The organism is Bacillus sp. ABP14, assembly GCF_001831375.1.
Lineage (GTDB): Bacteria > Bacillota > Bacilli > Bacillales > Bacillaceae_G > Bacillus_A > Bacillus_A paranthracis.
The window spans coordinates 3,052,409-3,074,601 of record NZ_CP017016.1 but is presented as its reverse complement, the minus strand read 5'-3'; the positions used below and the strand labels follow the sequence as shown (position 1 = coordinate 3,074,601).

Below are 22,193 nucleotides of genomic sequence, written 5' to 3'. Positions count from 1 at the left end.
AAATCCATATTTTGTGTGAAATAAAAGCATATAATAAAAGTATGAGGTGATGATGTGAAGGAGATAAACATTCATAAAGTAATTGCGGATAAGAGAAAAGAAAAGGGAATTACACAGGAAGAGTTAGCGGCGTATATCGGTATTACGAAGGCGTCTGTTTCCAAATGGGAGACGGGGCAGAGTTATCCGGATATTACATTTTTACCACTGCTAGCATCGTACTTTAACCTAAGTATAGATGAACTAATCAGTTATAAACCGCAAATGGAACAGGAAGATATTAAAAATTTATATCATAGACTAGCGGAAGCTTTTAGTGAAAAACCATTTGATGAAGTAATGATGGAGTGCAGGAAAATCATAAAAAAATATTATTCTTGTTTTCCATTATTAATTCAAATAGGAATACTTTTTATTAATCATCACATGTTAACGGAGGACACGGATAGAAGAATTGAAATTTTAGAAGAAGCAATGAATCTCTTTAGCAGGGTTCAGGAAGAAAGTGATGATGTTTCTCTTGTGAAAGAGGCGGTATCGTTTCAAGCAACTTGCTATCTTATACTCAATAAACCGAATGAAGTATTGCAATTGCTTGGTGAAACGATACGTCCTAACGTTCCAGAGGAAGATTTAATCGCACAGGCGTATCAAATGCTTGGAAATACTAAAAAGGCGAATGAAATAATGCAAATTAGTATGTATCAACATTTAATACAACTCGTTGCGACAATACCGAATTATGTAGTAGTAAATGCCTCAAGCGTTGAAAAAGTAGAGGTGATTTTGAATAGAGCTTTTATGTTAATAGATATATATGAAATAGAAACATTACATCCTAATATGACTTTAAAAGTATACTATGCTGCTGCGCAAGTATATTGTATGCAAGGCAATTTTGAAAGAGCATTAGAAATGTTACGGAAATATGCAGCGGTTTGTGCGGCGAGCTTTACAGTAAATAGTCTACATTTACATGGGGATTCCTATTTTGATGCGATTGATGAATGGTTTGCAGAGTTTCCGCTCGGCGCTAAAACAGTTAGAAATGAAGAGATTATAAAGCGAAGTATGTTACAAAGTATTGCAGAGAATCCAGTTTTTGCTCCAATGAAAGATGTAAGAGAGTATAAAAATATAATAACGAGTTTGAAATTTAAATTGGATATAAAAGAATAGGAGGACAAAATGATGACTTTTGATGAATATGAAGTAGCGATCAATAGTGAGTTTACTTTGCAAGGTACACTCACTAAACCGAAAGCTGACGGGAAGTATGCGGCTGTTGTTATTATCGCGGGATCTGGAGAAATTGACCGTGATGGAACAATCGTACCGCTAAAGCTTGAGGCGAACATATATAAAGATTTAGCGCATGTAATAGCGGGACAGGGTGTAGTGACGCTCCGCTTTGATAAGCGCGGAGTAGGAAAGAGTGACGGAGAATTTCTGAAGACTGGAATGTGGGATTTAGTTAGTGATATAGAGTCTACGATTACGTATTTAAAAGAACAACCATTTGTTGATCCAGAAAATATCGTTTTAGCTGGTCATAGTGAAGGTTGTATGTTGGCAACTGTAGTAAATGCAAGAACACCAGTTAATGGACTCATCCTTCTTACAGGAGCTGCGGAATCATTAGAAGAAGCTACGAAAAGACAAAGAGAAATTGCTTATAAAGAGCTAAAAGAGCAGAAAGGAATAAAAGGAAAATTAATGCGTCTTCTCAATGTGGAGAAACGTGGAGAAAAGCAGATGGAAAAAATAAAAGAGAAAATGATGAATACAGAAAAAGATACGATTAAAGTTGGTTTTAAACCGATGAATGCAAAATGGTTTAGAGAGCATTTTCAGCATGATATTTATAAAGATTTACAACAAGTAACATGTCCAGTACTAGCTATCGCTGGTGATAAAGATATTCAGGCTGACCCTGGAAGAGCTAAGCGGATCAGTGATTATGTGAAAGGTGATTCTGAAGTATATGTAATAAAAAATATGGATCATAGTTTGAAAGTTTTTGAAGGTGAGTTTAAAGCATTAGATTTTAAAAAGAATTATGAAGAAGGGTCAAGAAAGCCACTTCATCCAGAGCTGGAAGAAATAATTATAAATTGGCTGGAATCATATTTTATCCCCGGTAGTAGGACTCTTACATCAAAATTAGGTGAATATGAGGAAGATGGAAGGGAGAGTAACTGCCTGTAAAAGACGGACTGGTGTGGGGGAATAGTAGGTGTAAGTACTTCTGTAGTTTCAAACATATTCCCCTGATTGTAGGTTCTATAAACACCCTATAAATAATCCAGGCTATTTAATATTAGGAGGAAGCCAACTATACACATAATCCATGATAGAGCCGATCCTGTACTATTAGCAATTTTCATTCGAAGCTTCTCGAGAGGTTTTTGCATCCACCGACCAAATAGGAGATAGAAGAGAAACAGTACGAGAGAGGGCAATACCATAATAAAGTTGTATCCCGCTAAAATAGAAGACCATTCTATCCATGATAGATTAGAAGTAGTAAGTATGCCAATTGCCGCAAAATAAGGAAATGCAGTACCCGCTTCAATTAATGTAGTAGTGAATCCTAGTGCAATCATTGAAAAAATACTTTTTGTTTTTGGTGAAGGGATCTCTGAATTTTTCTTAGGTGGAATATAGAAGCTTGCAATGAATAATATGACACCAATAATGAAGAACGACCAGCTTACGATTCGGTTTTGAAATAAGCTAGAAATAAACTTAAACAAAAAATCTAATCCTAACATGAGTGAAACGCCAACAGCAAAATAAAATCCTGCTACCGTCAATAAATAAACGAATAAACGTTTCGTGAGACGCTCTTTATCTGTTAAAAGTAGATATATTGTTACTCCTATTGTAGTAGGGCTTAGCGTGTCTAATATAGCTAATCCGCCTATTAGGAGAAGTTGCTCTGTACCCATTGTGCTTTCCCCCTTATTCCGGCTCAGGATTATTTTTTTTAGTCATAAAAATGGCATATGCCTCGTTCATAAACTGAAGCACATCTTGATCGATTGGATATAAACTAAGTTTCTCTGATTGTTCGGGAGCCATCCTTATCTCCCAAAGCTTATTTAGAAATTCATCCTCACCTTCAAATTCTTCTAAGCGTTTTTCCTCCATTCGTCTTATGATATTTTGAACTTTCGTTGCTTTTGGGCCATCCTTCATATAACGCTTTAACTGGCCGATGAGAGCAATCCATTCGAGTGAATCAGAACAGTCACTTGCCATTTTAGGAACCTTTTCCAATAGTTTTATTTCTTTTTCTTTAAATACAGATTCGCGATAATACTGTTGTATTTCTTTATCTTTGCTGGATAATTGCATGATTTTTTGAATCGCGATCCAGCTTTCTTCTCCCTCTAACGCAATTCCATTTATCATTTCTCGTAAGGATAATTCTATTTTCTTTAAATTTTTCTGCTCATTTATTACATAAGATAATTGGCTCTTTAAACTATCCGACCAATCCCACTCATTGAAGTCGAGCATATGTTTAATCTCTTGTAACGGAAATCCAACCTTTTTTAAAAATTGAACTTGCTGAAGTTTTTTTATTTCTTCATTTGTATATAAACGATGGCCACCCTCTGTTTTGGATGCTGGTTTTAATAATCCGATTTTATCGTAATAACGCAGTGTTCTTACTGTAACGCCTGTCAGTTCTGCAACTTTATTAATGTGTATCAACTGATAAACCTACCTTTCTGTACGTTAAGATTTTATCTTTAACGATTATTTTCTTATTTCGCTTCTAACCTTCTTTACTAAGAGGATTTTTAAGTAAGTAGCCTGCTCCTAATCCAATTAGTGCACCAGGAAATCCATGATCCAGTAGCAGTCCAATACCTGCACCTATAATGACACATCCATAAATAATAATATCGCCCTGTTTCATATGAAAACCTCCTATTTTTCTAATTTCTTTTATGAAATTGCTAAATAGTAGCTACTTAACAGTATATAAAATGACCCAACGTCAACTTCAAGTGTTTTTGATTATTATTAATACATTTATATAAACCTTTAAAGCGCCCTCTAACGGAAGATTTAATTTCAAAATATTTTGCGGGCTTATCGTTCCAAAATATTTATACTAAAATATATAATACGGGGGTGTGGTTAATGGGTAGAAAGATTAGTTTTAATAAAGTTATGTATTTATTTTGGGAGAAAGGTCATAAGCTGAGCTACTCTCTACGATAGTTTTTGAGGTAAGGATGCACTATTTAAACTAGCTGTGGAACATTATAAAAACTTTGGTGCCTTAGCATACAAAATTCACGTATTGTTCTTGCTATCCTGAGGTGAAATTGGAGGGAATGTCTTTTGAGAAGCATGCCTGTAAAGTTATTTTTTAAATCAATCCTATTTTTTTTCTTATGCGGTATTGTTGTTTATTCTATATTTCAGATTATGTTTGTCTGGAGTGCTTCGACAGGATTAGGAAGGGATGATATAGTCGGATTTTCTGATAATAAGTATGTAATTGGTCGTCCACCTGTTAGCTATAATTTATATAAAAAAGATAGTGGGGAAACTATATTAGATAATGTTATTGGTTATAAAAAAGGAAAAACGAAAAGCTATGTTCGGAATGAAATCGAATTTGTAGTGATAAATGAGATAAAGGGTAGCTATGAATTGTATAAAATAGAAAAGGCTTCAGAAAAGGATATAGAACGGCTGAAAGAAATGCAGAAATTAGAATAAAAGGGGCTATTTGAAGGATAAAAATGCTATTGGGTTGAAATAAAATTTAATAAAATACTAACTTCAGAATTTTTCATTTTTAACAAACTTAATTGGAATTTTACAAATGCACACATATTATTGTTAAATCTAAAAAATGGTTTAGACTGATAACTGAGTTTTATTTCATGAAAAAAGTCAGCATAAAAATAAAGCATTAGGAGTTCAGTCCCATGTCTATCAAACTAATTAAAGTTTCTTTTTCAGGGATAGAAAGGAAATGAAATCATGGAAAAATCAATAAATAGTGAATTGATTGGAATGTTTATCTTTAATGAAACTTTACATACATATGAACAAAACGAAGGAAAAGTACATTGGGAATTGGATGTTAGAAATGAGCGTGTACAAGTACATGAAATGCTGAAAAGAGCAGAAAAGCTTTATGTATGTTTAGAGGAATTTGATAAAAAAGCTAAGCTTGCTATAGCGGAAGAATTAATAGAGTATAAAAATGATTTTTGGCCTGAATATGATGAGAATGATGAACATTTAGATTGGGATGCTGTAGATGCAGGAGAATATGATATGACGAAAGAAACATTTGAGCAATCTATTACTCTTATGGACATTGTAATGAGAGAAAATGATATATATTGTGAATACAATGATGGAGATGTATTTGGTGGCCATAGAATCCATGCTTCTTTTGACAATGAGTACAATTTATTAGCTGCAGAGATTTAGCTTTGAGAGATGCAAGTGAAAAGGATTGATTACTATAATCAATCCTTTTTTTCATTATTATAAGATAACGGTGAAATAATAGGGAGAAAGTTTCATAGTTTTAATACGGTCCCCACTCAATATTCACGCCAACAATAAGAAAAATAAGTCCAATAATAAACCAAATGAATGCAAGTGGAGCCATAAATCGAATCCATTTTCCATAAGAAATACCGCTCGCTGCGAGAACGCCCATTAAAACACCGGAAGTTGGATTGAGGCAGTTCACTACACCTTCGCCGAGCATAACAGCTTGTACTGTAACTTGGCGTGTAATGTGCATGAAATCAGCTAACGGAGCTAATATCGGAATAAAAATAACAGATTCACCTGTACCGGATGAAATAAGGAAATGTAATGCGGCACTACTTACATACATACCGATTACGCCAAATACCGGGCTTTGTCCTTCGAGAGACTGTGCGAGTTGGTTAACGATTGTATCAAGTAATTTTCCTTGTTCTAAAATGACTGAAATACAACGAGCCATTCCGACGATCAAAGCACCGTATATGAGATTTTGGCAGCCTGCTAGAAAAGTAGAAGCGATATCGTTTGCTTTCATACCACCTATTATTCCAGCTGTAATTGCGATGAAAATAAAAGTAGCAGTCATTTCTGCGTCTGTCCAATGTAGACGAAAAGCGCCGATTAAAAATGCAATTAATGATAAAGCTGAAACGAGTAAAATTAATTTATGACGTATTGTCCAAGGAACTTCTGTTTTCTGCGCTTCTTTTTCACTTGAAAGAGCATTACTTGGAAACCAGTTATCTCCGAGTATGCTTCCTTTATTCGAATTTTTTAAGCGTTTTACGTACCAATTAATATATAGAATGGTAGCAAGTAAAAAAGAGATATAAATTGCTGTGCGTAAACCAATTCCTGAAAACATTGGGAGTTCCGCGATTTTTTGTGAAATGCCTAAAGGTGAAGGAGATAATATAGTAGCATTAAAACCAGCATAAGTACCTAAATAAATAATGGCTACGCCGACGATAGCGTCCCATTTTAATGTGCGGGCAACGATGATGCCGATAGGGATAAAGCCGATAACTGAGTTAACGATAATGCCAGTCGTTCCGAGAATGGAAAAGAGTGCGGCGACAATACATATGAAAAGTAATTGCTGATTACGAAATTTGTTAATAACATGATAGATTAAACCGTCAAGAGCACCTGTTTTTTCAAGAATAGCAATAGCGCCACCCGTAAATAAAATTAAGAAGATGATCGGAGCAGCAAGTGTCATTCCTTTTTCAATAGCGGTAAAAAAAGAAACAAATCCTACTGGCGATTGTGGAACAGAATGATAACTTCCTGGTATTGTCGTTGTGACAGTCCCGTTTGTAACTCTTTTAAATTCTCCAGCAGGAACGAAATAAGTAGCTATTGCACATAGTAAAGCAATAAAAAATAGTAGTACATACGCATCAGGCATTTTAAACTTTCGTTTACTAGGTTGTTTTTTTACTTCAGTTTGTAATTGCATAAAACCCCTCCTTTTTCACTTAATTAATTTTTAATATTCTGAAATTTATCTGTGAAATAGATTATAATAAAGGTGGCTTCGTAAGGCAATAGTTTTTCTGTCCTTTTCCCGCACATACAAATTCTTGCAACATTAGACAGGGAAACGAAAATAATCCAAGAATATGTTAAATAGAAAGAATAAGGAAAAGAGGGGGAAAAATGTGGAAAACTACGGATTTATGTGATGAGTTTGAAAAAGAATTGCAAATATGTCGTCAGTCTTTTCGATCTTTTGGGAAGAAAGAACAATTTCACGGGAAAATTGCAACGGTGAAAGTGAAGGATGATAATGTACTAGTGAAAGAAGGATTGCAAACACTACCAGAAGGAACGGTATTAGTTGTTGATGGCGGTGCGTCTACGAATTGTGCGTTACTTGGTGATAATTTGGCAGCTATTGCGGAGAAAAGAAAGCTGGCAGGGATTATTGTAAATGGATATGTTCGTGATTCTAGTGAACTAAAGAATATTAATATTGGTATTTTAGCGTTAGGAACGATGCCAAATAGAAGTGTAAAAGAAGGGAAAGGCGAGAAGAATATTTCATTGCAATTTGGACAAGTAGAATGGAAGCCGAATGAATATGTATATGCGGATGAAGATGGCGTCATTATTAGTGAAAAGAGTTTGCATCGTTAAAGGTTAGTAAGTTACTATTCTTAGAAAATAAATCCGATAAAGCATGGACAAAATTCTTTGTCAATAGTAAAATAATACAGAAATTTAAAATTAACAGAATGTATAGGTTTATCGTTTTACGATAACTTAAATGGAAGTAAGTTGTGCCTAGAAAAGTGAATGTTATCACAATGATACGTTCATGAACAAAATTATTTTTCCTATACAAATATAGCCGCGAATGATGCGGGTCGGAGGTGTTGCACAGTTTGTTCGACACTTACAAAAAAAGAGTGTCAATTGCACGCCCTTGAAGGGCCTTTTTTTGTGTGAATAGTAGTAAGGGAGGAAATTTTGGGATGGCAATGTTAAAAAAATGGCTGCTTACGTCGTTAATGGCAGTTACACTTGTATTTGTTTCTTTTGCGAATACAGTACATATTACGTTTGCTGAAGGAAATACAGCAAAACTTGCAATTATTGGTGAATCACAAAAGGGCATTATGTTATGTCCGAAAGAAGAGCAAATTAAAGATGGGGAAACAGCTTTAAGCTTGCTGCAAAAAGTCATGGGGGACAAAGTAGAAGCTGAAACGATGTCGTTTGGAACGTATGTAAAAGGCATTGACGGCTTAATGGCTGGGGCTACAAGCGGCTGGCTATATGATGTAAATGATCAATCTGCAGAAGTTGGAGCGGATAGTTATAAATTAAAATCTGGAGATGTTGTTGTTTTCCGATTTGTTTCAGATTGGAACAATATGAGTCAAGAAACATTACAACAAACATTAGATAAATTTGGTACTTGTAAAACTGTAGAAGAACCAAAAACAGATGATCCAAAACAAGAAAAACCAGAAGAACCAAAGACGGATGATCCAAAACAAGAAAAACCAGAACAACCAAAGCAAGAAAACATTCAAGTTCCAGCAGCACAAGTAAATGACGCGATCTCTAAGACATCTGAAAAGATGTTACAAGATGGAATTGAAAGTGATTGGGTAGCGTTAGGTCTTTCTCGTTCTGGAAAGGATATACCAATCGAAGCGAAATTAAATTATGTTAAGGCTGTAACTGAAAAGGTAGAAAAGCGCGTTAATCGTTTTTCAGCGACAGATTTAGCTAGAACGATTATTATGATGAATGCCATGAATGCAGACCCAACAAAGGTAGGCGAACATAATTTAGTTCAAAAATTGTACGAATCAGATAAAGTGAATTCTGTTACAGGTTATACATTTGCTTTACTTGCATTTGATACGAAGAAATATGAAGTGCCAGTGAATTCAAAATGGAATCGAGTTGCTTTAGTAGATGCACTTTTAAACGCACAACATACAGATGGCGGCTGGACTTATGATAGTGCAAGCAGTAAAGACAGTGCGAGTAGCGTTGATGTAACAGGTATGGTTTTATCAGCATTAGCTCCTTATCAAGACCGTGAAGATGTGAAACCAGCTATACAAAAAGCTGTTGCGTATTTATATAATGAACAGCTGCAAAATGGTGGTTTTTCAGCGGATGGACAAGAAAATTCAAATAGTACTGCGCAAGCAATTATTGGATTATCGCTTGTTAAAGATGTAGATCAAAATCGTCTTCATAAGGCAATGCAAAACCTATTATCATATCAACTTCCAAATGGTGAATTTAAATGGTTACCAGGCGATCAAAACGGTAGCGGAATGGCTACAGAGCAAGCATTATTAGCTTTACTTCAGTTTAAAGATCTTGGGAAATCGATTTATGACTGGTCAAATGTATCTGTTCCTGAAATCGATACGAAACCAAATGTGGATTCAGAAAATGTTGTAGTAGAAAAAGAAGTTACTGAACAACCACAAGAGCAAAAAGAACAAAAACAAGTACAACAAGAAACGAAAGATGACACTTTAAAAGTTGTTGTTGATAACGAACCGGTTAAAAGCAAAAAGTCAGGAAACGGTAGCACGTTACCAAAAACAGGAGCATCTTCTCATAGTGCAGCGACAGAAGTAGGTATGGGTGTATTATGTATTGCTTCTGCATATGTATTATGGAGACGTAAAGCAGCTTAACAAAAATTAGGAGCAATCATTTGCTCCTAATTTTTAATATGAAAGGTGAGAGACAACATGAGTAAGGTGAAATGGTTTATTTCTTTACTGCTTTCACTTGGGCTACTTGCCGGATGTGAAGAGGCAGCTGTAAAGCCTGAGAAGAAAGTAGAACCAAAGCAAGAAGAGGTAGCAAAACAAGAAGAGAAAAAAGATGAAGCGAAACCGGAAGAAAAACCGGAAGAAAAACAAGCTGAACAAGAGCAAAATAAGCAAGAAGAGCAAAAAGAGAAACAAGAACAAAAAGTAGAAGAGAAGCCGAAAGAAGAAAAGCCACAGGCACAACCGGAAGTAAAGAAAGAAGAGAAACCTGAGGAACAGCCTGCTGTTAATAAACAACCAGAACAACAAAAAGCACAAGAAGAAAAACCACAACAGCAGCAACAACCGAAAGCACCAGAAGTAAAAGAAGAAGCTAAGGTTGTGAATCAGCCGAAAGAAACACCGAAGCAGGAGCAAAAGAAAAATCCAGAAGAGAACAATAGTGTACCAACTCCGCCAACACCGGTACCACCACCAAAGCCAGTACCACCAGTACCACCAGAACCTAAAGCAAAACAAGTCACTATCTCAGTAAAAGGTAATGAAGGATACTTATTAGCTGCGAAAAAGGTTGATGTACAAGAAGGTGATACTGTTTATAAAGTATTGCAGCGTACAGGATTAGATGTGGATGCGAGTGGATCTAAAGGTGATATTTACGTAAAAGGTATTAATGATTTATATGAAAAAGATATTACAGATACTAGTGGATGGAAATATCGTGTGAACGGTGCGTTTCCAAACCATAGTGCAGGTGTAGTTACAGTGAAGCCAGGAGATACAATTGAGTGGGTGTATGTATTAAAATAAGAAAGGTATTCGGTAAAGGACTATGAAAATAAGTTTTTCTTCTTTACATCCTTTTGTGAATTTTTTCTATTATATCGGGGTGATGATACTATGTATGATGTGTCTTCATCCTCTTTTTTTAATTGGAGCAATACTATTAATTGTTATAATCAATGTGATGCAAGGGAATAGCGAAAAGATAAGAAAGATGTTACCGAGCACAATCGTTTTCTTTTTGATGGTCATTTTATTTAATTCGTTATTAACGCATAGAGGTCGAACTACATTATTTTGGTTAGGTGATAGCCGTATTAAGCTTGAGGCGATCATGTTTGGAGTAGTAATGGGGTTATTACTAGTTGCGATTATGTTTACGTTTGCTTCGTATAATGATATTATTTCAAGTCATAAATTTTTATATTTGTTTTCTAGAATTTCACCGAAAGTAGCATTGTTAACGATGATTACGGTGAGGTTTGTTCCTTTGTTTATGAGGCGATTACAGAAAATAACACTCGTCCAAAAGACAAAAGGTGTACAAGTAGATGCAGGTTCCATAGTGGAACGGGTTAAAAATGGTATGCAATTGTTGCAAGTACTATTAATTTGTTCGTTAGAAGATGCACTGCAAACAGCAGATTCTATGCAAGCGCGTGGATTTGGTGTAACGAAGCGTACGACATATATTCGGTATAGAATGGAAAAACGCGATTGGTACACTCTCAGTTATTTAAGTATTCTATTTATAGTTGCTATTATATGTAGTACGTATGGCGGAGGAAAGTTAATCATTTATCCGAGAGTTGAATCTATATTATTTCAGCAATACGATGGAATGATGTTCGGCGTATTTACGATGTTTATTAGTTTACCAATCATAATGGAAGGAAGGGAATGGTTATGGTGGCGCATGCAGAAATAAACAATTTATCATTTGTATATGCTGATGAAAACGAATATGCGTTACAGCATATTTCTCTTTCTATTCAAAAAGGAGAGTTTATTGTACTTGCCGGCGGATCAGGGTCCGGGAAGACGACTTTATTAAAACATTTTAAAAAGGAATTACTTCCAATTGGTAAGCGTACTGGGGATACATATTATGATGGTACTTTATTAGAAAATGTACCGGATTTGTTATCTGCCCAAGAAATTGGAATGGTATTTCAAAATCCAGAAAATCAGCTCGTAATGGATACGGTCATTCAAGAATTAGCATTTTCTTTAGAAAATATCGGGTTACCATCACATATTATTCAAAAACGAATAGCAGAGCTTATTAGCTTCTTAGGATTTCAAGATTTATTGCACCAATCTGTTCATACGTTATCTGGTGGACAAAAGCAACTTGTCAATTTAGCTGCGGTATTAGTTATGCAGCCAAAGTTATTATTATTAGATGAACCGACAGCACAATTAGATCCAATTGCTGCGAAAGAGTTTTTAGGATTGTTAAAACGTATTAACGAAGAACTTGGAATTACGATCGTTTTAAGTGAACATCGCTTAGATGAAGTGATACCACTTGCAACGCGCGTTATTTGTATGAGTAACGGCCAAATCGTGTATGACGGTAGTCCGAAAACGGTTGTAGCAAATATGTGGGAAGTAGAAAAGTTCCGTCCATTTATTCCGCAAATTCCAAGATTGTTTTTAGAGTGGAATGCGAAAGATATTCCGTTTACAGTGCGAGAAGCACAAATGAAAATGAATGATTTTTCAGCGATATCATATGTAAATGAGCCAATAGTACAAAGTGAAAAGCAAGAAGTCATTTTAAGTGCCGAGCATATTTCGTTCCAATATGAAAAGAATAGTCCGCTCATTTTACGAGATTTAACAGTATCGATTGAAAAAGGAAAATGGGTAGCTCTCGTTGGAAAAAATGGTACAGGGAAGTCTACACTGTTAACGATTTTAGCAGGGTTACAAAAAGTGAGAAGAGGGAAAGTAAAGTGGAATGGGAAAGTGATACATAAAATTGATTCGAAAGAACGATTTAAAAGTATTGGGTATGTATCACAGCATCCGTATTATCATTTTACATTTGATACAGTGTGGGGCGAGGTGTATGAACGAGCACGTGAATTATATGGAGAACAAGGAAAAGAAATAGCAGAACATCAGCTTAAAAAGTTTTGGCTATATGCACTTAAAGAACGCCATCCACATGATTGTAGCGGGGGAGAGCAACAACTACTTGCATTATGTACAACGTTATTATCAAAGCCGGCGTTATTATTACTAGATGAACCGACAAAGGGACTAGATCCGTGGAAGAAAGAAAGAGTAGGAGAGCTATTTAGAAAACTGCAAAAAGAAGGTACAACAATTGTAATGGCAACGCATGATATTGAGTTTGCAGCGAAATACGTTGATCAATGTATGATGTTATTTGACGGAGCAGTTATTATGAATGATGCACCGAAAGAATTTTTTAGTGGCAACTTCTTTTATACAACATCTATCAATCGATTCATTCGAAAACAATTGCCATATGCATTAACGTGGGAGGATGTGTACGAAGCGTGTCCAAACGATATGTTGCATTCATAATATGTATTTTTGCAGTAATAATAGGCACATTACTCTTTACTACACTTATCATGGATGGGTATTACATGTTAAGTAGTTTGTTTTTATTAGTCGTTATTATGTTACCGTTCTATATCCGCTTTGAAAGAAAGGCATTTGTTTCACGTGAAATTGTTCTCGTTGCTGTGTTAGCGGCAATTGCAGCAGTAAGCAGAGTACCATTTTCTATTTTACCAAGTGTACAACCAACTTCTTTTGTTATTATCGTTTCTGCAATCGTGTTCGGAAGTGAAACTGGATTTATGATCGGGGCAACAGCGGCGATTGTGTCTAATATCTTTTTAGGGCAAGGTCCGTGGACGCCGTGGCAAATGTTTTCATGGGGTATGATTGGTTTTATAGCTGGATTATTACGTAATACGTTTTTAATGAAAAAGCTATGGGGAAGACTACTATACGGATTGTTTGTTGGATTTTTATTTGGCTGGATTATGAATTTCTGGGGACTTCTCGGTTTTATACGAGAGGCAACGTGGGAAACAGTCATTTCGTATTATATCGCAAGTTTTTATTTCGATTTGAGCCATGCCATTTCGAATGTTGTTTTCTTACTATTATTTAGTACGTCTTGGATTACGATTCTTACAAGATTTAAAAAGAAATATGGCATATTAGATGAGCATAACATGGTATAGAAAAGCATACTCATATAAGGTAGGGTCGCGACTTACATATTCGTTTGCCTCTTTCATGCTTCTTACATATTGTAAGGAGCATTTTTTATTGTCAAAAAATAGTCCAATATATATCCGTTACTATATAAAATTATTTGTATAATAGTAGGTGAGAATTATTTTCAAAAGGGAGGTGTATAGTTAATGAAGTTAGTTATTCCGAAGCAACATGGTGCATGGGCGATGCTTGTTATACCATTTCTATTAAGTGTCATACTTGGGAAACCTACTATGTATCATATTCCATTGTTTTTAGCTTGGTTCTTTATCTATTTAGCTACGTATCCATTTCTTATGTACATAAAACAAAAACGGAAAAAAGAGTATTTACATGCTTCAATTGTATATTTTATTATTGCGTTCATATTTGGGATGATTTCTCTATTATATGAATGGCGCATTCTTTTATTCGTAATAGTCATGATTCCACTCTTTATAGTAAATATGTATTACGCTCGTCAAAAAAATGAAAGAGCATTATTAAATGACGTTAGTGCAATTATTGTTTTCTGTATAGGTGGTTTAGTTAGTTATTATTTTTCAATGAAACTGATAGATAAAACAGCATTATTTATTGCGCTTATTTCATTTTTATATTTTTTAGGAAGTACGTTTTATGTGAAAACGATGATACGTGAGAAAAATAATCCGAAGTATCGTTATATATCTTGGGGTTATCATATCATGTTAACGGTCATCGTATTTGCTATTAATCCGTGGTGCTCCCTTATTTTTATACCAAGTGTCATTCGAGCCATTATATTGTATGGCAAAAAAATTTCTATTATAAAAGTAGGGATTTTAGAAATTGTGAATTCTGTATATTTTTTAATCATAACGGCAATAATTATGAAGTATGCCATTTGAAAAAGCTTCCCACCTTATGATGGGAAGTTTTTTCAATCTTGTTCTAAAATGTGAACGGTGTAGTCACAGCGTTGAATAGCTTGTTCGATTGCATAAAGAGATTGTTCAATACGAGCGCGATTAAAATCTTTTTCAACAGTCTGTAGTGCTGCTTCTAAACATTGTTTTGCTTCTTGTAATGATTGAAAAGAGTCTTGGACATATCCGCGGGCATTTTCGTGCATTTCATAATCCTCCTTGCATATTCATATATGTATAGTATGAACAGTAAAGAAGAAAATATAATTTGTTATATTTGTTTGACAATTGATATGAAATTACGTATAGTAAGAATTAAGTGAATATTTTCTTATCCAGAGAGGTGGAGGGACTGGCCCGATGAAACCCAGCAACCGCGATGCAGGTGCTAATTCCAGCAGAACAAATTTGTTCTGGGAGATAAGACGAAGATATATACGTAACTTCTTCTTATCGGAGAGGTTTTTTTATTGCAAAAAAACCGATTACGAAAATTTACATTAAGAAGAAAGGGGTTGCGCATTACTGTGACACTCGAAAAATACGTAAAACTGCGTAGTACAGTTTATGAATATATGATAGAGCAAGATAAGCCAATATCATTGTTAGATATTCAAGAACATATCGTTTCGCATCATGAAGGAAAATTCACGAAAAAGATGTTACATCAATTTTATTTATCAAGACTATTAGATGAACTGAAACTGGATGGGAAAATTACATTAGCTGATGAATATCTCTATACGGAAAAAGGGGTATTTTATAAGGCGAGAAAAGGGAGCTAAGCTCTCTTTTTTTGAAGTATGTAGAGTAAAAGACTGCTTAAGCAGCCTGATACAGGGAATGGTGTTGAGTGTGTAGTGTCAAAGATTGAATGTGCCTGAAAGAGGCACTTCATATCGGCTGCAAATGAAAAGAGACACCTTCGCCGAATAGGTGTCAGTCGTTTTGTCATATAGACTTGCTATTTGACAGTTATTAGAATAACATGCAGTGGCTCTAGAAGTCAAAAGGGAATTAAAGGAAGAGGTGTTGTTATGTACGCTTATTTATTAAAAGAGTTATATAGGTATATTCCGAAACACATTATTGATAGAGGTTATGAATATTATGAAGAAGGACATGTAGAAGATGTTGAAATACATAATAATAGAGTATTTGCGTTTGTGACTGGTAATGCAGGGAATTATGAAGTAGTGATTGAACTGGAAGATTTTTCGGAAAGTAGCTGCGAATGCCCATATGAAAACTATTGTAAACATATGGCCGCAGTTGTTTATGATATTCAAGGCACTGGTGAGAGTACGGTGAAGGAGAAACTGAAAGATTTAGAAAAAGAAGAGTTACTCACAGTATTAAATCGTTTATTGCAAAGTTCAAAAAACGTACAAATTGTAGAGAAGATGTTAAAGAAGGGGAAACTTTAACTTATAGAGGGAGTTGTTTTGTAGTGAATGTACTAATTGTATACGCTCATCCTAGTCCTTCAAGTTTTAACGCGGCAATTTTAAATCATGTGCAAAAAGGACTACAGGAAACAAATCATTCAGTTACGGTACTTGATTTATATAAGGAGCAATTTGATCCAGTCCTTGTATTTAATGAAGAGAAGAAAAGACGTGATTTAGTAAATGAAGAAGAAACAGCCAGGTACAGAACGTTAGTGGAAGAAGCAGATACGCTTCTCTTTATATATCCAGTATGGTGGTGGGGGATGCCAGCTATTTTAAAAGGGTTTATTGATCGCATTTTCGTAGCTGGATTTGCTTATAAATATGAAGGGGCCCTGCCGAAAGGCTTATTGAAAGGTAAGAAGGCATGGGTAATTAATACGTTAGACTCACCGTTATGGTACGTCGCATTACTATATCGATCAGCAGATTGGATTATAATGAAGAGAGGTGTGTTACGTTTTTGCGGCATTCGAGATATAAAACGATCTGTTTTTCAATCTGTGAAAACGAGTAAACGAGAGAAGCGGGAAAAGTGGTTATTACAAATAGAAGAAAAGGCTCGTACATTATGAATGAAATCGATCGAATTATAAACTGTTGTGGGTATGATAATGAACTTTTTCGAACGTATATTACATGTTTACTTCAATTGAAGAAATGTAGCGAAACATTTCAGCAAATTCAAATACAATTAAGAAATGATTACTTAATAAGAGGAATTTGTGAAAGAGAAGTGGATGAAGTAGTAAGGGGAAGTAAGGAGTATGAAATGCATTTTCTTCCTAAAGCTTTACAGTGGAACTTCTTGAGGGAAAATCCACATCAGATTGAAAAAGTATGTGAAGATTTTTTTGCATTTGAGGCATTATATCTTACGGAGATAATAGAGTGGAAGACCGTGATAAATTGCATGGGAAATAAATGATTTATTATGTAAAAAAGCTAGTATAAAACTAGCTTTTTGTTTAAATAAATAAGAAACATAGACTTATGATAAATCCTGCATATAGTAAGTTCACAACGCAAAATCCCATAATATCACGAGCACCTAAACCAGCTATCGCTAATGCTGGTAATGCCCAGAAAGGTTGAATTAAATTTGTCCAAGCATCGCCCCACGCAATGGCCATTGCTGTTTTTGCAGCAGGTACACCAAGTTCAGCGCCAGCTGGAATCATAATGGGTGCTTGCACAGCCCATTGACCACCACCAGATGGAACGAAAATATTAACGATGCCAGCACTTAAAAAAGTAAAGAGGGGGAAAGTTGTTTCGTTTGAAATGCTAATAAAGAAATTCGAAATAGCTCCTCCAAGTGAAAGGCCTTCACTATTTGCTCCAATCATCATCCCCATAATTCCTGCGTAAAACGGAAATTGAAGTAGAATGCCAGAAGCGCTTTTCGTAGAGTCTGAAAAAGCGCGAATATATTGAATCGGAGTACGGTGGAAAACGAGTCCAGCAATTAATAACATAAAAATAACGATGTCTAGCGTAAGGTTAAAGCCTTTCGTATAAAAGTAGTTGAAAATATAAATGAGACCTAACAATCCAACGCAAAGTGTAATAATGATACTATTTTCCATTTTCTCAGCGAACGTATTTTTCCCTACCTCTTGAGCGGCAGCTTCTTCATGGAACACGCTAGGGTCTACTGTAATCGTATGTTTTTCATCTGGATGCATCGCCTTATTAATGAGAGGCATCGTAACTAAAAAGATAATAACTGGAACTAGGGCGTATGGTGAGAATAACGTTTCAGTGATTGGAATCGCTTCTTTAATACTTCCAGCTGTCGTTTTCATTAACGTTTCTCCGCCTGTTGCTAACGTAAGAGGGATAGAAGCAGAAAGCCCTGCATGCCAAATGAGAAATCCAGAGTAAGAAGAGGCAATTGCCAGTCTATAATCTAATCCTTCTAATTGTCTTGCTACTTCCTTTGCATATAAAACAGATACAACAATACCAAATCCCCAGTTTATGTATGCCCCTAGTAAACTTACGATTGAAATGGCAATAATACCTTGTCCATTCGTTTTTGGTAGTCTTGCCGCTTTTGTTAATCCTTTTTTTATAAGAGGAGCGTTTGCTAAAGCAGATCCTGTCACGAGTACAAGTGCCATTTGCATAGAAAAGGCGAGAAGTCCCCAAATGCCATTACCCCAGTGATTAATCATTTCCACAGGTGTTTGATGCGTTGCAAACATGCCAAAGAAAATAACAAAAACAGTTAATAAACATGATAAAATAAACGGTTCTGGCAAGAAGCGTTGCACTAAAGCGACGCAACCATTTGTAAAAGAACGAAACAAAATAGATCAACCTCCTTATGTATATGTATTACAATTATTCGAGGTGTTTCGTTCATAACCTTTTTAAAAATAGAAAATTCTGATATTTTTAGAGGGATTGAAATATGTTCAAGAAGAGTAATAGCATCATCACCCTGACAGAAAAAGTTGCTTTTTCCCTAATATGAAATATTGCATATAAAAATGAATTGATGCAAATGTAAAAGCTTATTATAATGAAAGCATAAATATACAATACATCTTAATACAGCAAAGAGGAGGAAGGAATATGGAAATCGCAATGGCAGTTTTAAAATTTTTAGGTGGAGTAATTCCTTTAGTTCAAGAACTTTTAAAAGCGTTTATGTAAGTTTATTCGTTAGCTATCATGTATCCATCATTATTATATCTTACTAAAAAAAGAATGGGGTGATTTTTCTGAATATTAAGAAAAATACCAAGAGAAGAAAGTTCCTTACATGTGTATTAGTTAGTCTATGCACTCTTAATTATTCATCTATTTCTTTCGCAGAAACACAAGCCGGTCATGCAACTGATATTACTAAAAATGCTAGTAGCATTGATACTGGTATAGGGAATCTTACATATAATAATCAAGAGGTTTTAGCTGTAAATGGTGATAAAGTAGAGAGTTTTGTTCCGAAAGAAAGTATCAATTCAAATGGTAAATTTGTAGTAGTGGAACGTGAGAAAAAATCACTTACAACGTCACCAGTCGATATTTCGATTATTGATTCTGTAGCGAATCGTACGTATCCAGGAGCTGTACAACTTGCCAATAAAGCTTTTGCAGACAATCAACCGAGTTTATTAGTGGCTAAGAGAAAGCCTTTGAATATTAGTATAGACTTACCTGGTATGAGAAAAGAAAATACAATCACTGTCCAAAATCCGACATATGGTAATGTAGCTGGAGCAGTAGATGATTTAGTATCTACTTGGAATGAAAAGTATTCCACAACACATACGTTACCTGCAAGAATGCAGTATACAGAATCTATGGTTTATAGTAAATCACAAATCGCAAGTGCTCTCAATGTTAATGCTAAATATCTTGATAACAGTCTAAATATTGACTTTAATGCAGTTGCAAATGGAGAAAAGAAAGTGATGGTGGCGGCATATAAACAAATATTTTATACTGTAAGTGCTGAACTACCTAATAATCCATCTGATCTCTTTGATAATAGTGTTACTTTTGATGAACTAACTCGTAAAGGAGTAAGTAATTCGGCTCCACCTGTTATGGTTTCAAATGTAGCTTATGGTAGAACGGTTTATGTAAAATTAGAAACAACATCTAAGAGTAAAGATGTACAAGCTGCTTTTAAAGCTTTACTTAAGAATAACAGCGTCGAAACGAGTGGACAGTACAAAGATATTTTTGAAGAAAGTACCTTTACTGCTGTCGTATTAGGTGGAGATGCGAAAGAGCATAACAAGGTTGTTACAAAAGATTTCAATGAAATCCGAAATATCATTAAAGATAATGCTGAATTAAGTTTTAAAAATCCAGCATACCCAATTTCATATACAAGCACGTTCTTAAAAGATAATGCAACTGCTGCTGTTCATAACAATACAGATTATATCGAGACGACAACTACAGAATATTCAAGTGCAAAAATGACACTTGATCATTACGGTGCTTACGTTGCGCAATTTGATGTATCTTGGGATGAATTCACATTTGATCAAAATGGGAAAGAAGTACTAACACATAAAACATGGGAAGGTAGTGGCAAAGACAAAACAGCCCATTACTCTACAGTAATCCCTCTTCCACCAAATTCAAAAAATATAAAAATCGTAGCAAGAGAATGTACAGGTCTTGCATGGGAATGGTGGAGAACCATTATTAATGAACAAAATGTTCCATTAACAAATGAAATAAAGGTTTCAATTGGAGGAACAACATTATACCCAACGGCTAATGTTAATCATTAGGTTGGAGCAAATTGCCCTGTTTATAGGGCAATTTTTTTACTTAAGTGAAAGTAGATCGGCGTTTCTTAAATATATCATAATCAATTCGCAAATCTTGTCACCATATTTTTAAATGTTATCAGTTTTCATTATTAATTTATTGCGCATCAGCATTTGGATATTTTTATTGGGAATAGTAAGGAGGAGGGGAGGTGCATTACATATGGGAAAAGGTAGAAGTAATAATGCTGGTAAAAAGCAACCAAATTTCGATGATTCATCTAATTTCGCTAAACAAAGTCAACCGACAGAAAAGAAGAAATAGGAAAAGGAGCTCTCTTTATGAAGAGAGCTCCTTGTTAGATATATTGATGTTTCAGCACAAGAGATTGCGTGTTCAATCAAATAGTCATACATGTAAGGTTTAAACTCCTGCTGCTACTAATGTGGAACCTTTTCTAAATGATGTGCAATATCAACATACATGTTTGAGTATGTTGAATGTATGTCATTACTTGGCGTAGCGTTAGAAGAGAAGTGGACAATTACCATATTTGCTTTCGGATCGATGTAAAGTGTTTGTCCGTAACTACCTAACACTTCGAAAGCACCTTGTTCATTGTGCGGAATCCACCATTGATTATGATAAGAAATGGAAGCGCCAGGGCCAACTGCAAGTTCACCTTCTTGGACATTTTTTATATCTTCAGTAATAGAAGAAGGGAGAATTTGTTTTCCGTTATATTCCCCGTTGTTTAATAGTAATTGCCCGAATCTAGCCATATCTCTAGCAGTTGCATTTAAACCAGCACTAGCTTGTTCAACTTTTGTTTCATCTGTTACGTAATACGCGTTTTCTTCCATACCAATTTGAGACCATATGCGCTCGCTAACATTTTCAGCTAATGATTTACCTGTGATCGTTCGAATCACCCAAGCGAGTGTTTCTGCTGATCCGTTATCGTAAGAAAAATCGAAACCAGGCGGTGCAGTTTCTTCTGCTTCTCGTAACATATCATAAATTTTCATCGGGCCATCGTAATTTTTACCTCGAGGTAAAATATTGCTCGCTAAATATAGTTGTGCATCTTGATTTTCTAACGCTGGGTGTTCATAGCCGTGAGTGGGGTATTCCACAGAAACTTGCATGTCCATTAATTGCTGTAGTGTTGCTTTTCCAAATGGTGTATTTTTTAATTCTTTTATATATGTGTCAGCTGTTTTTTCTAAATCAATACGGTTTTCTTCAGCGAGAGATTGTATTATTGCTCCGGTAAATACCTTTGCTAATGATGCCATGCCATGCGGTTCACTCTCGTTATATCCATTAAAATATCGTTCATAAACAAGTTTTCCATTGTGTACAACGACAAACGCATCTGTTTTGTTATCGTCTAAAAGTTTTTTTAGAGGAGTTGTATTTCCCAATCTACGCTCTACAGCAAAATCATCTAAGTTTTGCAAAGCGGTAGAGAAATGGGAAACTTGATCTGGGTTATGATTTACCTCGTTAATTAAAGTGAATTCTTTCATATGTGTATACGACCAACGTAAGTACGGATCATCTAACCAATTTTTTTTCGTCACATTATTTTTCGACGGAATTGTTTTATTATGTTTGAAGTATGTAAAACCGAGCCCTGTAATTACAAATATGAATGTGATTATGAGTAAGAGTAGGGGAGATTTTTTAAGTTTCATATCGGTCCCTCCTTTTTATTTCTATTATAAGTATACGCTCCAATTGAAAGAAATACA

The 22,193-nt window shown here is 35.1% G+C and carries 23 protein-coding genes and 1 riboswitch; of the genes, 16 read left to right on the top strand and 7 right to left on the bottom strand.

The features are described 5' to 3' along the window. Window positions 1-54: 54 nt before the first annotated feature. Both BGI23_RS15900 and BGI23_RS15895 read left to right on the top strand, forming a co-directional pair. Complete coding sequence (locus tag BGI23_RS15900) at window positions 55-1,179, top strand: helix-turn-helix domain-containing protein (protein ID WP_070806529.1); 1,125 nt, start codon at window positions 55-57, stop codon at window positions 1,177-1,179. 12 nt (window positions 1,180-1,191) lie between these two features. Beyond that, window positions 1,192-2,208, top strand: coding sequence for an alpha/beta hydrolase family protein (locus tag BGI23_RS15895; protein WP_070806528.1), 1,017 nt, complete (start codon window positions 1,192-1,194; stop codon window positions 2,206-2,208). Window positions 2,209-2,294: 86 nt separating this feature from the next. Here the strand turns inward: BGI23_RS15895 and BGI23_RS15890 are convergent, their stop codons facing one another. From BGI23_RS15890 to BGI23_RS28455, 3 genes are all read right to left on the bottom strand, one after another. Further along, window positions 2,295-2,951 carry a GAP family protein gene (locus tag BGI23_RS15890; RefSeq protein WP_070806527.1) on the bottom strand — a complete coding sequence of 219 codons (657 nt, stop codon included), beginning with the start codon at window positions 2,949-2,951 and terminating at the stop codon, window positions 2,295-2,297. Window positions 2,952-2,964: 13 nt separating this feature from the next. Then, window positions 2,965-3,723, bottom strand: coding sequence for a MerR family transcriptional regulator (locus tag BGI23_RS15885; protein ID WP_000581356.1), 759 nt, complete (start codon window positions 3,721-3,723; stop codon window positions 2,965-2,967). 64 nt (window positions 3,724-3,787) lie between these two features. After that, window positions 3,788-3,931, bottom strand: coding sequence for a hypothetical protein (locus tag BGI23_RS28455; RefSeq protein WP_172801693.1), 144 nt, complete (start codon window positions 3,929-3,931; stop codon window positions 3,788-3,790). A gap of 440 nt (window positions 3,932-4,371) precedes the next feature. On the opposite strand from BGI23_RS28455, the gene BGI23_RS15880 reads away from it, so the two are divergent. Further along, complete coding sequence (locus BGI23_RS15880; protein ID WP_012644490.1) at window positions 4,372-4,746, top strand: hypothetical protein; 375 nt, start codon at window positions 4,372-4,374, stop codon at window positions 4,744-4,746. Between the two features lie 267 nt (window positions 4,747-5,013). Then, window positions 5,014-5,472, top strand: coding sequence for a DUF2262 domain-containing protein (locus tag BGI23_RS15875; protein WP_000415699.1), 459 nt, complete (start codon window positions 5,014-5,016; stop codon window positions 5,470-5,472). 100 nt (window positions 5,473-5,572) lie between these two features. Here the strand turns inward: BGI23_RS15875 and BGI23_RS15870 are convergent, their stop codons facing one another. Further along, window positions 5,573-7,003, bottom strand: coding sequence for a YfcC family protein (locus BGI23_RS15870; protein ID WP_061184649.1), 1,431 nt, complete (start codon window positions 7,001-7,003; stop codon window positions 5,573-5,575). A gap of 200 nt (window positions 7,004-7,203) precedes the next feature. Here BGI23_RS15870 and rraA point away from each other — a divergent pair, with 200 nt between their 5' ends. The 7 genes from rraA to BGI23_RS15835 all read left to right on the top strand — a co-directional run bounded on the left by rraA (window position 7,204) and on the right by BGI23_RS15835 (window position 14,725). Then, on the top strand, window positions 7,204-7,683 hold the full coding sequence (gene rraA, locus BGI23_RS15865) for a ribonuclease E activity regulator RraA (RefSeq protein WP_044793175.1): 480 nt from the start codon (window positions 7,204-7,206) through the stop codon (window positions 7,681-7,683). Between the two features lie 338 nt (window positions 7,684-8,021). After that, the gene (locus BGI23_RS15860) at window positions 8,022-9,719 is read left to right on the top strand and encodes a DUF4430 domain-containing protein (protein WP_070806526.1); all 1,698 of its coding nucleotides are present in this window, start codon (window positions 8,022-8,024) and stop codon (window positions 9,717-9,719) included. A gap of 57 nt (window positions 9,720-9,776) precedes the next feature. After that, entirely contained in the window at window positions 9,777-10,610 is an 834-nt protein-coding gene (locus BGI23_RS15855; RefSeq protein WP_000048878.1) for a DUF4430 domain-containing protein, read from the top strand. Window positions 10,611-10,632: 22 nt separating this feature from the next. Continuing rightward, a complete protein-coding gene (locus tag BGI23_RS15850) occupies window positions 10,633-11,511 on the top strand; it encodes an energy-coupling factor transporter transmembrane component T (protein ID WP_011733105.1) in 879 nt (292 codons plus the stop codon). Beyond that, window positions 11,484-13,145, top strand: a complete 1,662-nt coding sequence (locus BGI23_RS15845; protein ID WP_070806525.1) for an ABC transporter ATP-binding protein — start codon at window positions 11,484-11,486, stop codon at window positions 13,143-13,145. Before BGI23_RS15850 ends, BGI23_RS15845 begins: the two co-directional genes overlap by 28 nt. Beyond that, window positions 13,118-13,819 carry an ECF transporter S component gene (locus BGI23_RS15840; protein ID WP_000044896.1) on the top strand — a complete coding sequence of 234 codons (702 nt, stop codon included), beginning with the start codon at window positions 13,118-13,120 and terminating at the stop codon, window positions 13,817-13,819. Before BGI23_RS15845 ends, BGI23_RS15840 begins: the two co-directional genes overlap by 28 nt. A gap of 183 nt (window positions 13,820-14,002) precedes the next feature. Next, entirely contained in the window at window positions 14,003-14,725 is a 723-nt protein-coding gene (locus tag BGI23_RS15835) for a YwiC-like family protein (protein WP_070806524.1), read from the top strand. Between the two features lie 32 nt (window positions 14,726-14,757). Here the strand turns inward: BGI23_RS15835 and BGI23_RS15830 are convergent, their stop codons facing one another. Further along, the gene (locus BGI23_RS15830; RefSeq protein WP_000545001.1) at window positions 14,758-14,949 is read right to left on the bottom strand and encodes a hypothetical protein; all 192 of its coding nucleotides are present in this window, start codon (window positions 14,947-14,949) and stop codon (window positions 14,758-14,760) included. 122 nt (window positions 14,950-15,071) lie between these two features. Then, window positions 15,072-15,170: riboswitch (SAM riboswitch) on the top strand. Between the two features lie 100 nt (window positions 15,171-15,270). Here BGI23_RS15830 and BGI23_RS15825 point away from each other — a divergent pair. The 4 genes from BGI23_RS15825 to BGI23_RS15810 all read left to right on the top strand — a co-directional run bounded on the left by BGI23_RS15825 (window position 15,271) and on the right by BGI23_RS15810 (window position 17,122). Further along, window positions 15,271-15,528: a hypothetical protein gene (locus BGI23_RS15825; protein ID WP_000171478.1), complete on the top strand. Its 258-nt coding sequence runs from the start codon at window positions 15,271-15,273 to the stop codon at window positions 15,526-15,528. A gap of 252 nt (window positions 15,529-15,780) precedes the next feature. Next, complete coding sequence (locus BGI23_RS15820; RefSeq protein ID WP_044793163.1) at window positions 15,781-16,170, top strand: SWIM zinc finger family protein; 390 nt, start codon at window positions 15,781-15,783, stop codon at window positions 16,168-16,170. Window positions 16,171-16,193: 23 nt separating this feature from the next. Then, entirely contained in the window at window positions 16,194-16,769 is a 576-nt protein-coding gene (locus tag BGI23_RS15815; protein ID WP_001101678.1) for an NAD(P)H-dependent oxidoreductase, read from the top strand. Next, on the top strand, window positions 16,766-17,122 hold the full coding sequence (locus tag BGI23_RS15810; protein ID WP_070806523.1) for a group-specific protein: 357 nt from the start codon (window positions 16,766-16,768) through the stop codon (window positions 17,120-17,122). The genes BGI23_RS15815 and BGI23_RS15810 overlap by 4 nt, the downstream gene beginning before the upstream one ends. 40 nt (window positions 17,123-17,162) lie before the next feature. On the opposite strand, the gene BGI23_RS15805 is transcribed toward BGI23_RS15810, so the two are convergent. Next, complete coding sequence (locus BGI23_RS15805; RefSeq protein WP_046198436.1) at window positions 17,163-18,509, bottom strand: short-chain fatty acid transporter; 1,347 nt, start codon at window positions 18,507-18,509, stop codon at window positions 17,163-17,165. A 408-nt stretch (window positions 18,510-18,917) separates the two neighbouring features. On the opposite strand from BGI23_RS15805, the gene alo reads away from it, so the two are divergent. Beyond that, the gene (gene alo / locus BGI23_RS15795; RefSeq protein WP_070806522.1) at window positions 18,918-20,456 is read left to right on the top strand and encodes an anthrolysin O/cereolysin O family cholesterol-dependent cytolysin Alo; all 1,539 of its coding nucleotides are present in this window, start codon (window positions 18,918-18,920) and stop codon (window positions 20,454-20,456) included. A 420-nt stretch (window positions 20,457-20,876) separates the two neighbouring features. Here alo and BGI23_RS15790 read toward each other — a convergent pair whose 3' ends face one another. Continuing rightward, window positions 20,877-22,136 (bottom strand): serine hydrolase domain-containing protein, encoded by a 1,260-nt coding sequence (locus BGI23_RS15790; RefSeq protein ID WP_044793154.1) that lies wholly within the window; start codon window positions 22,134-22,136, stop codon window positions 20,877-20,879. Window positions 22,137-22,193 lie beyond the last annotated feature (57 nt).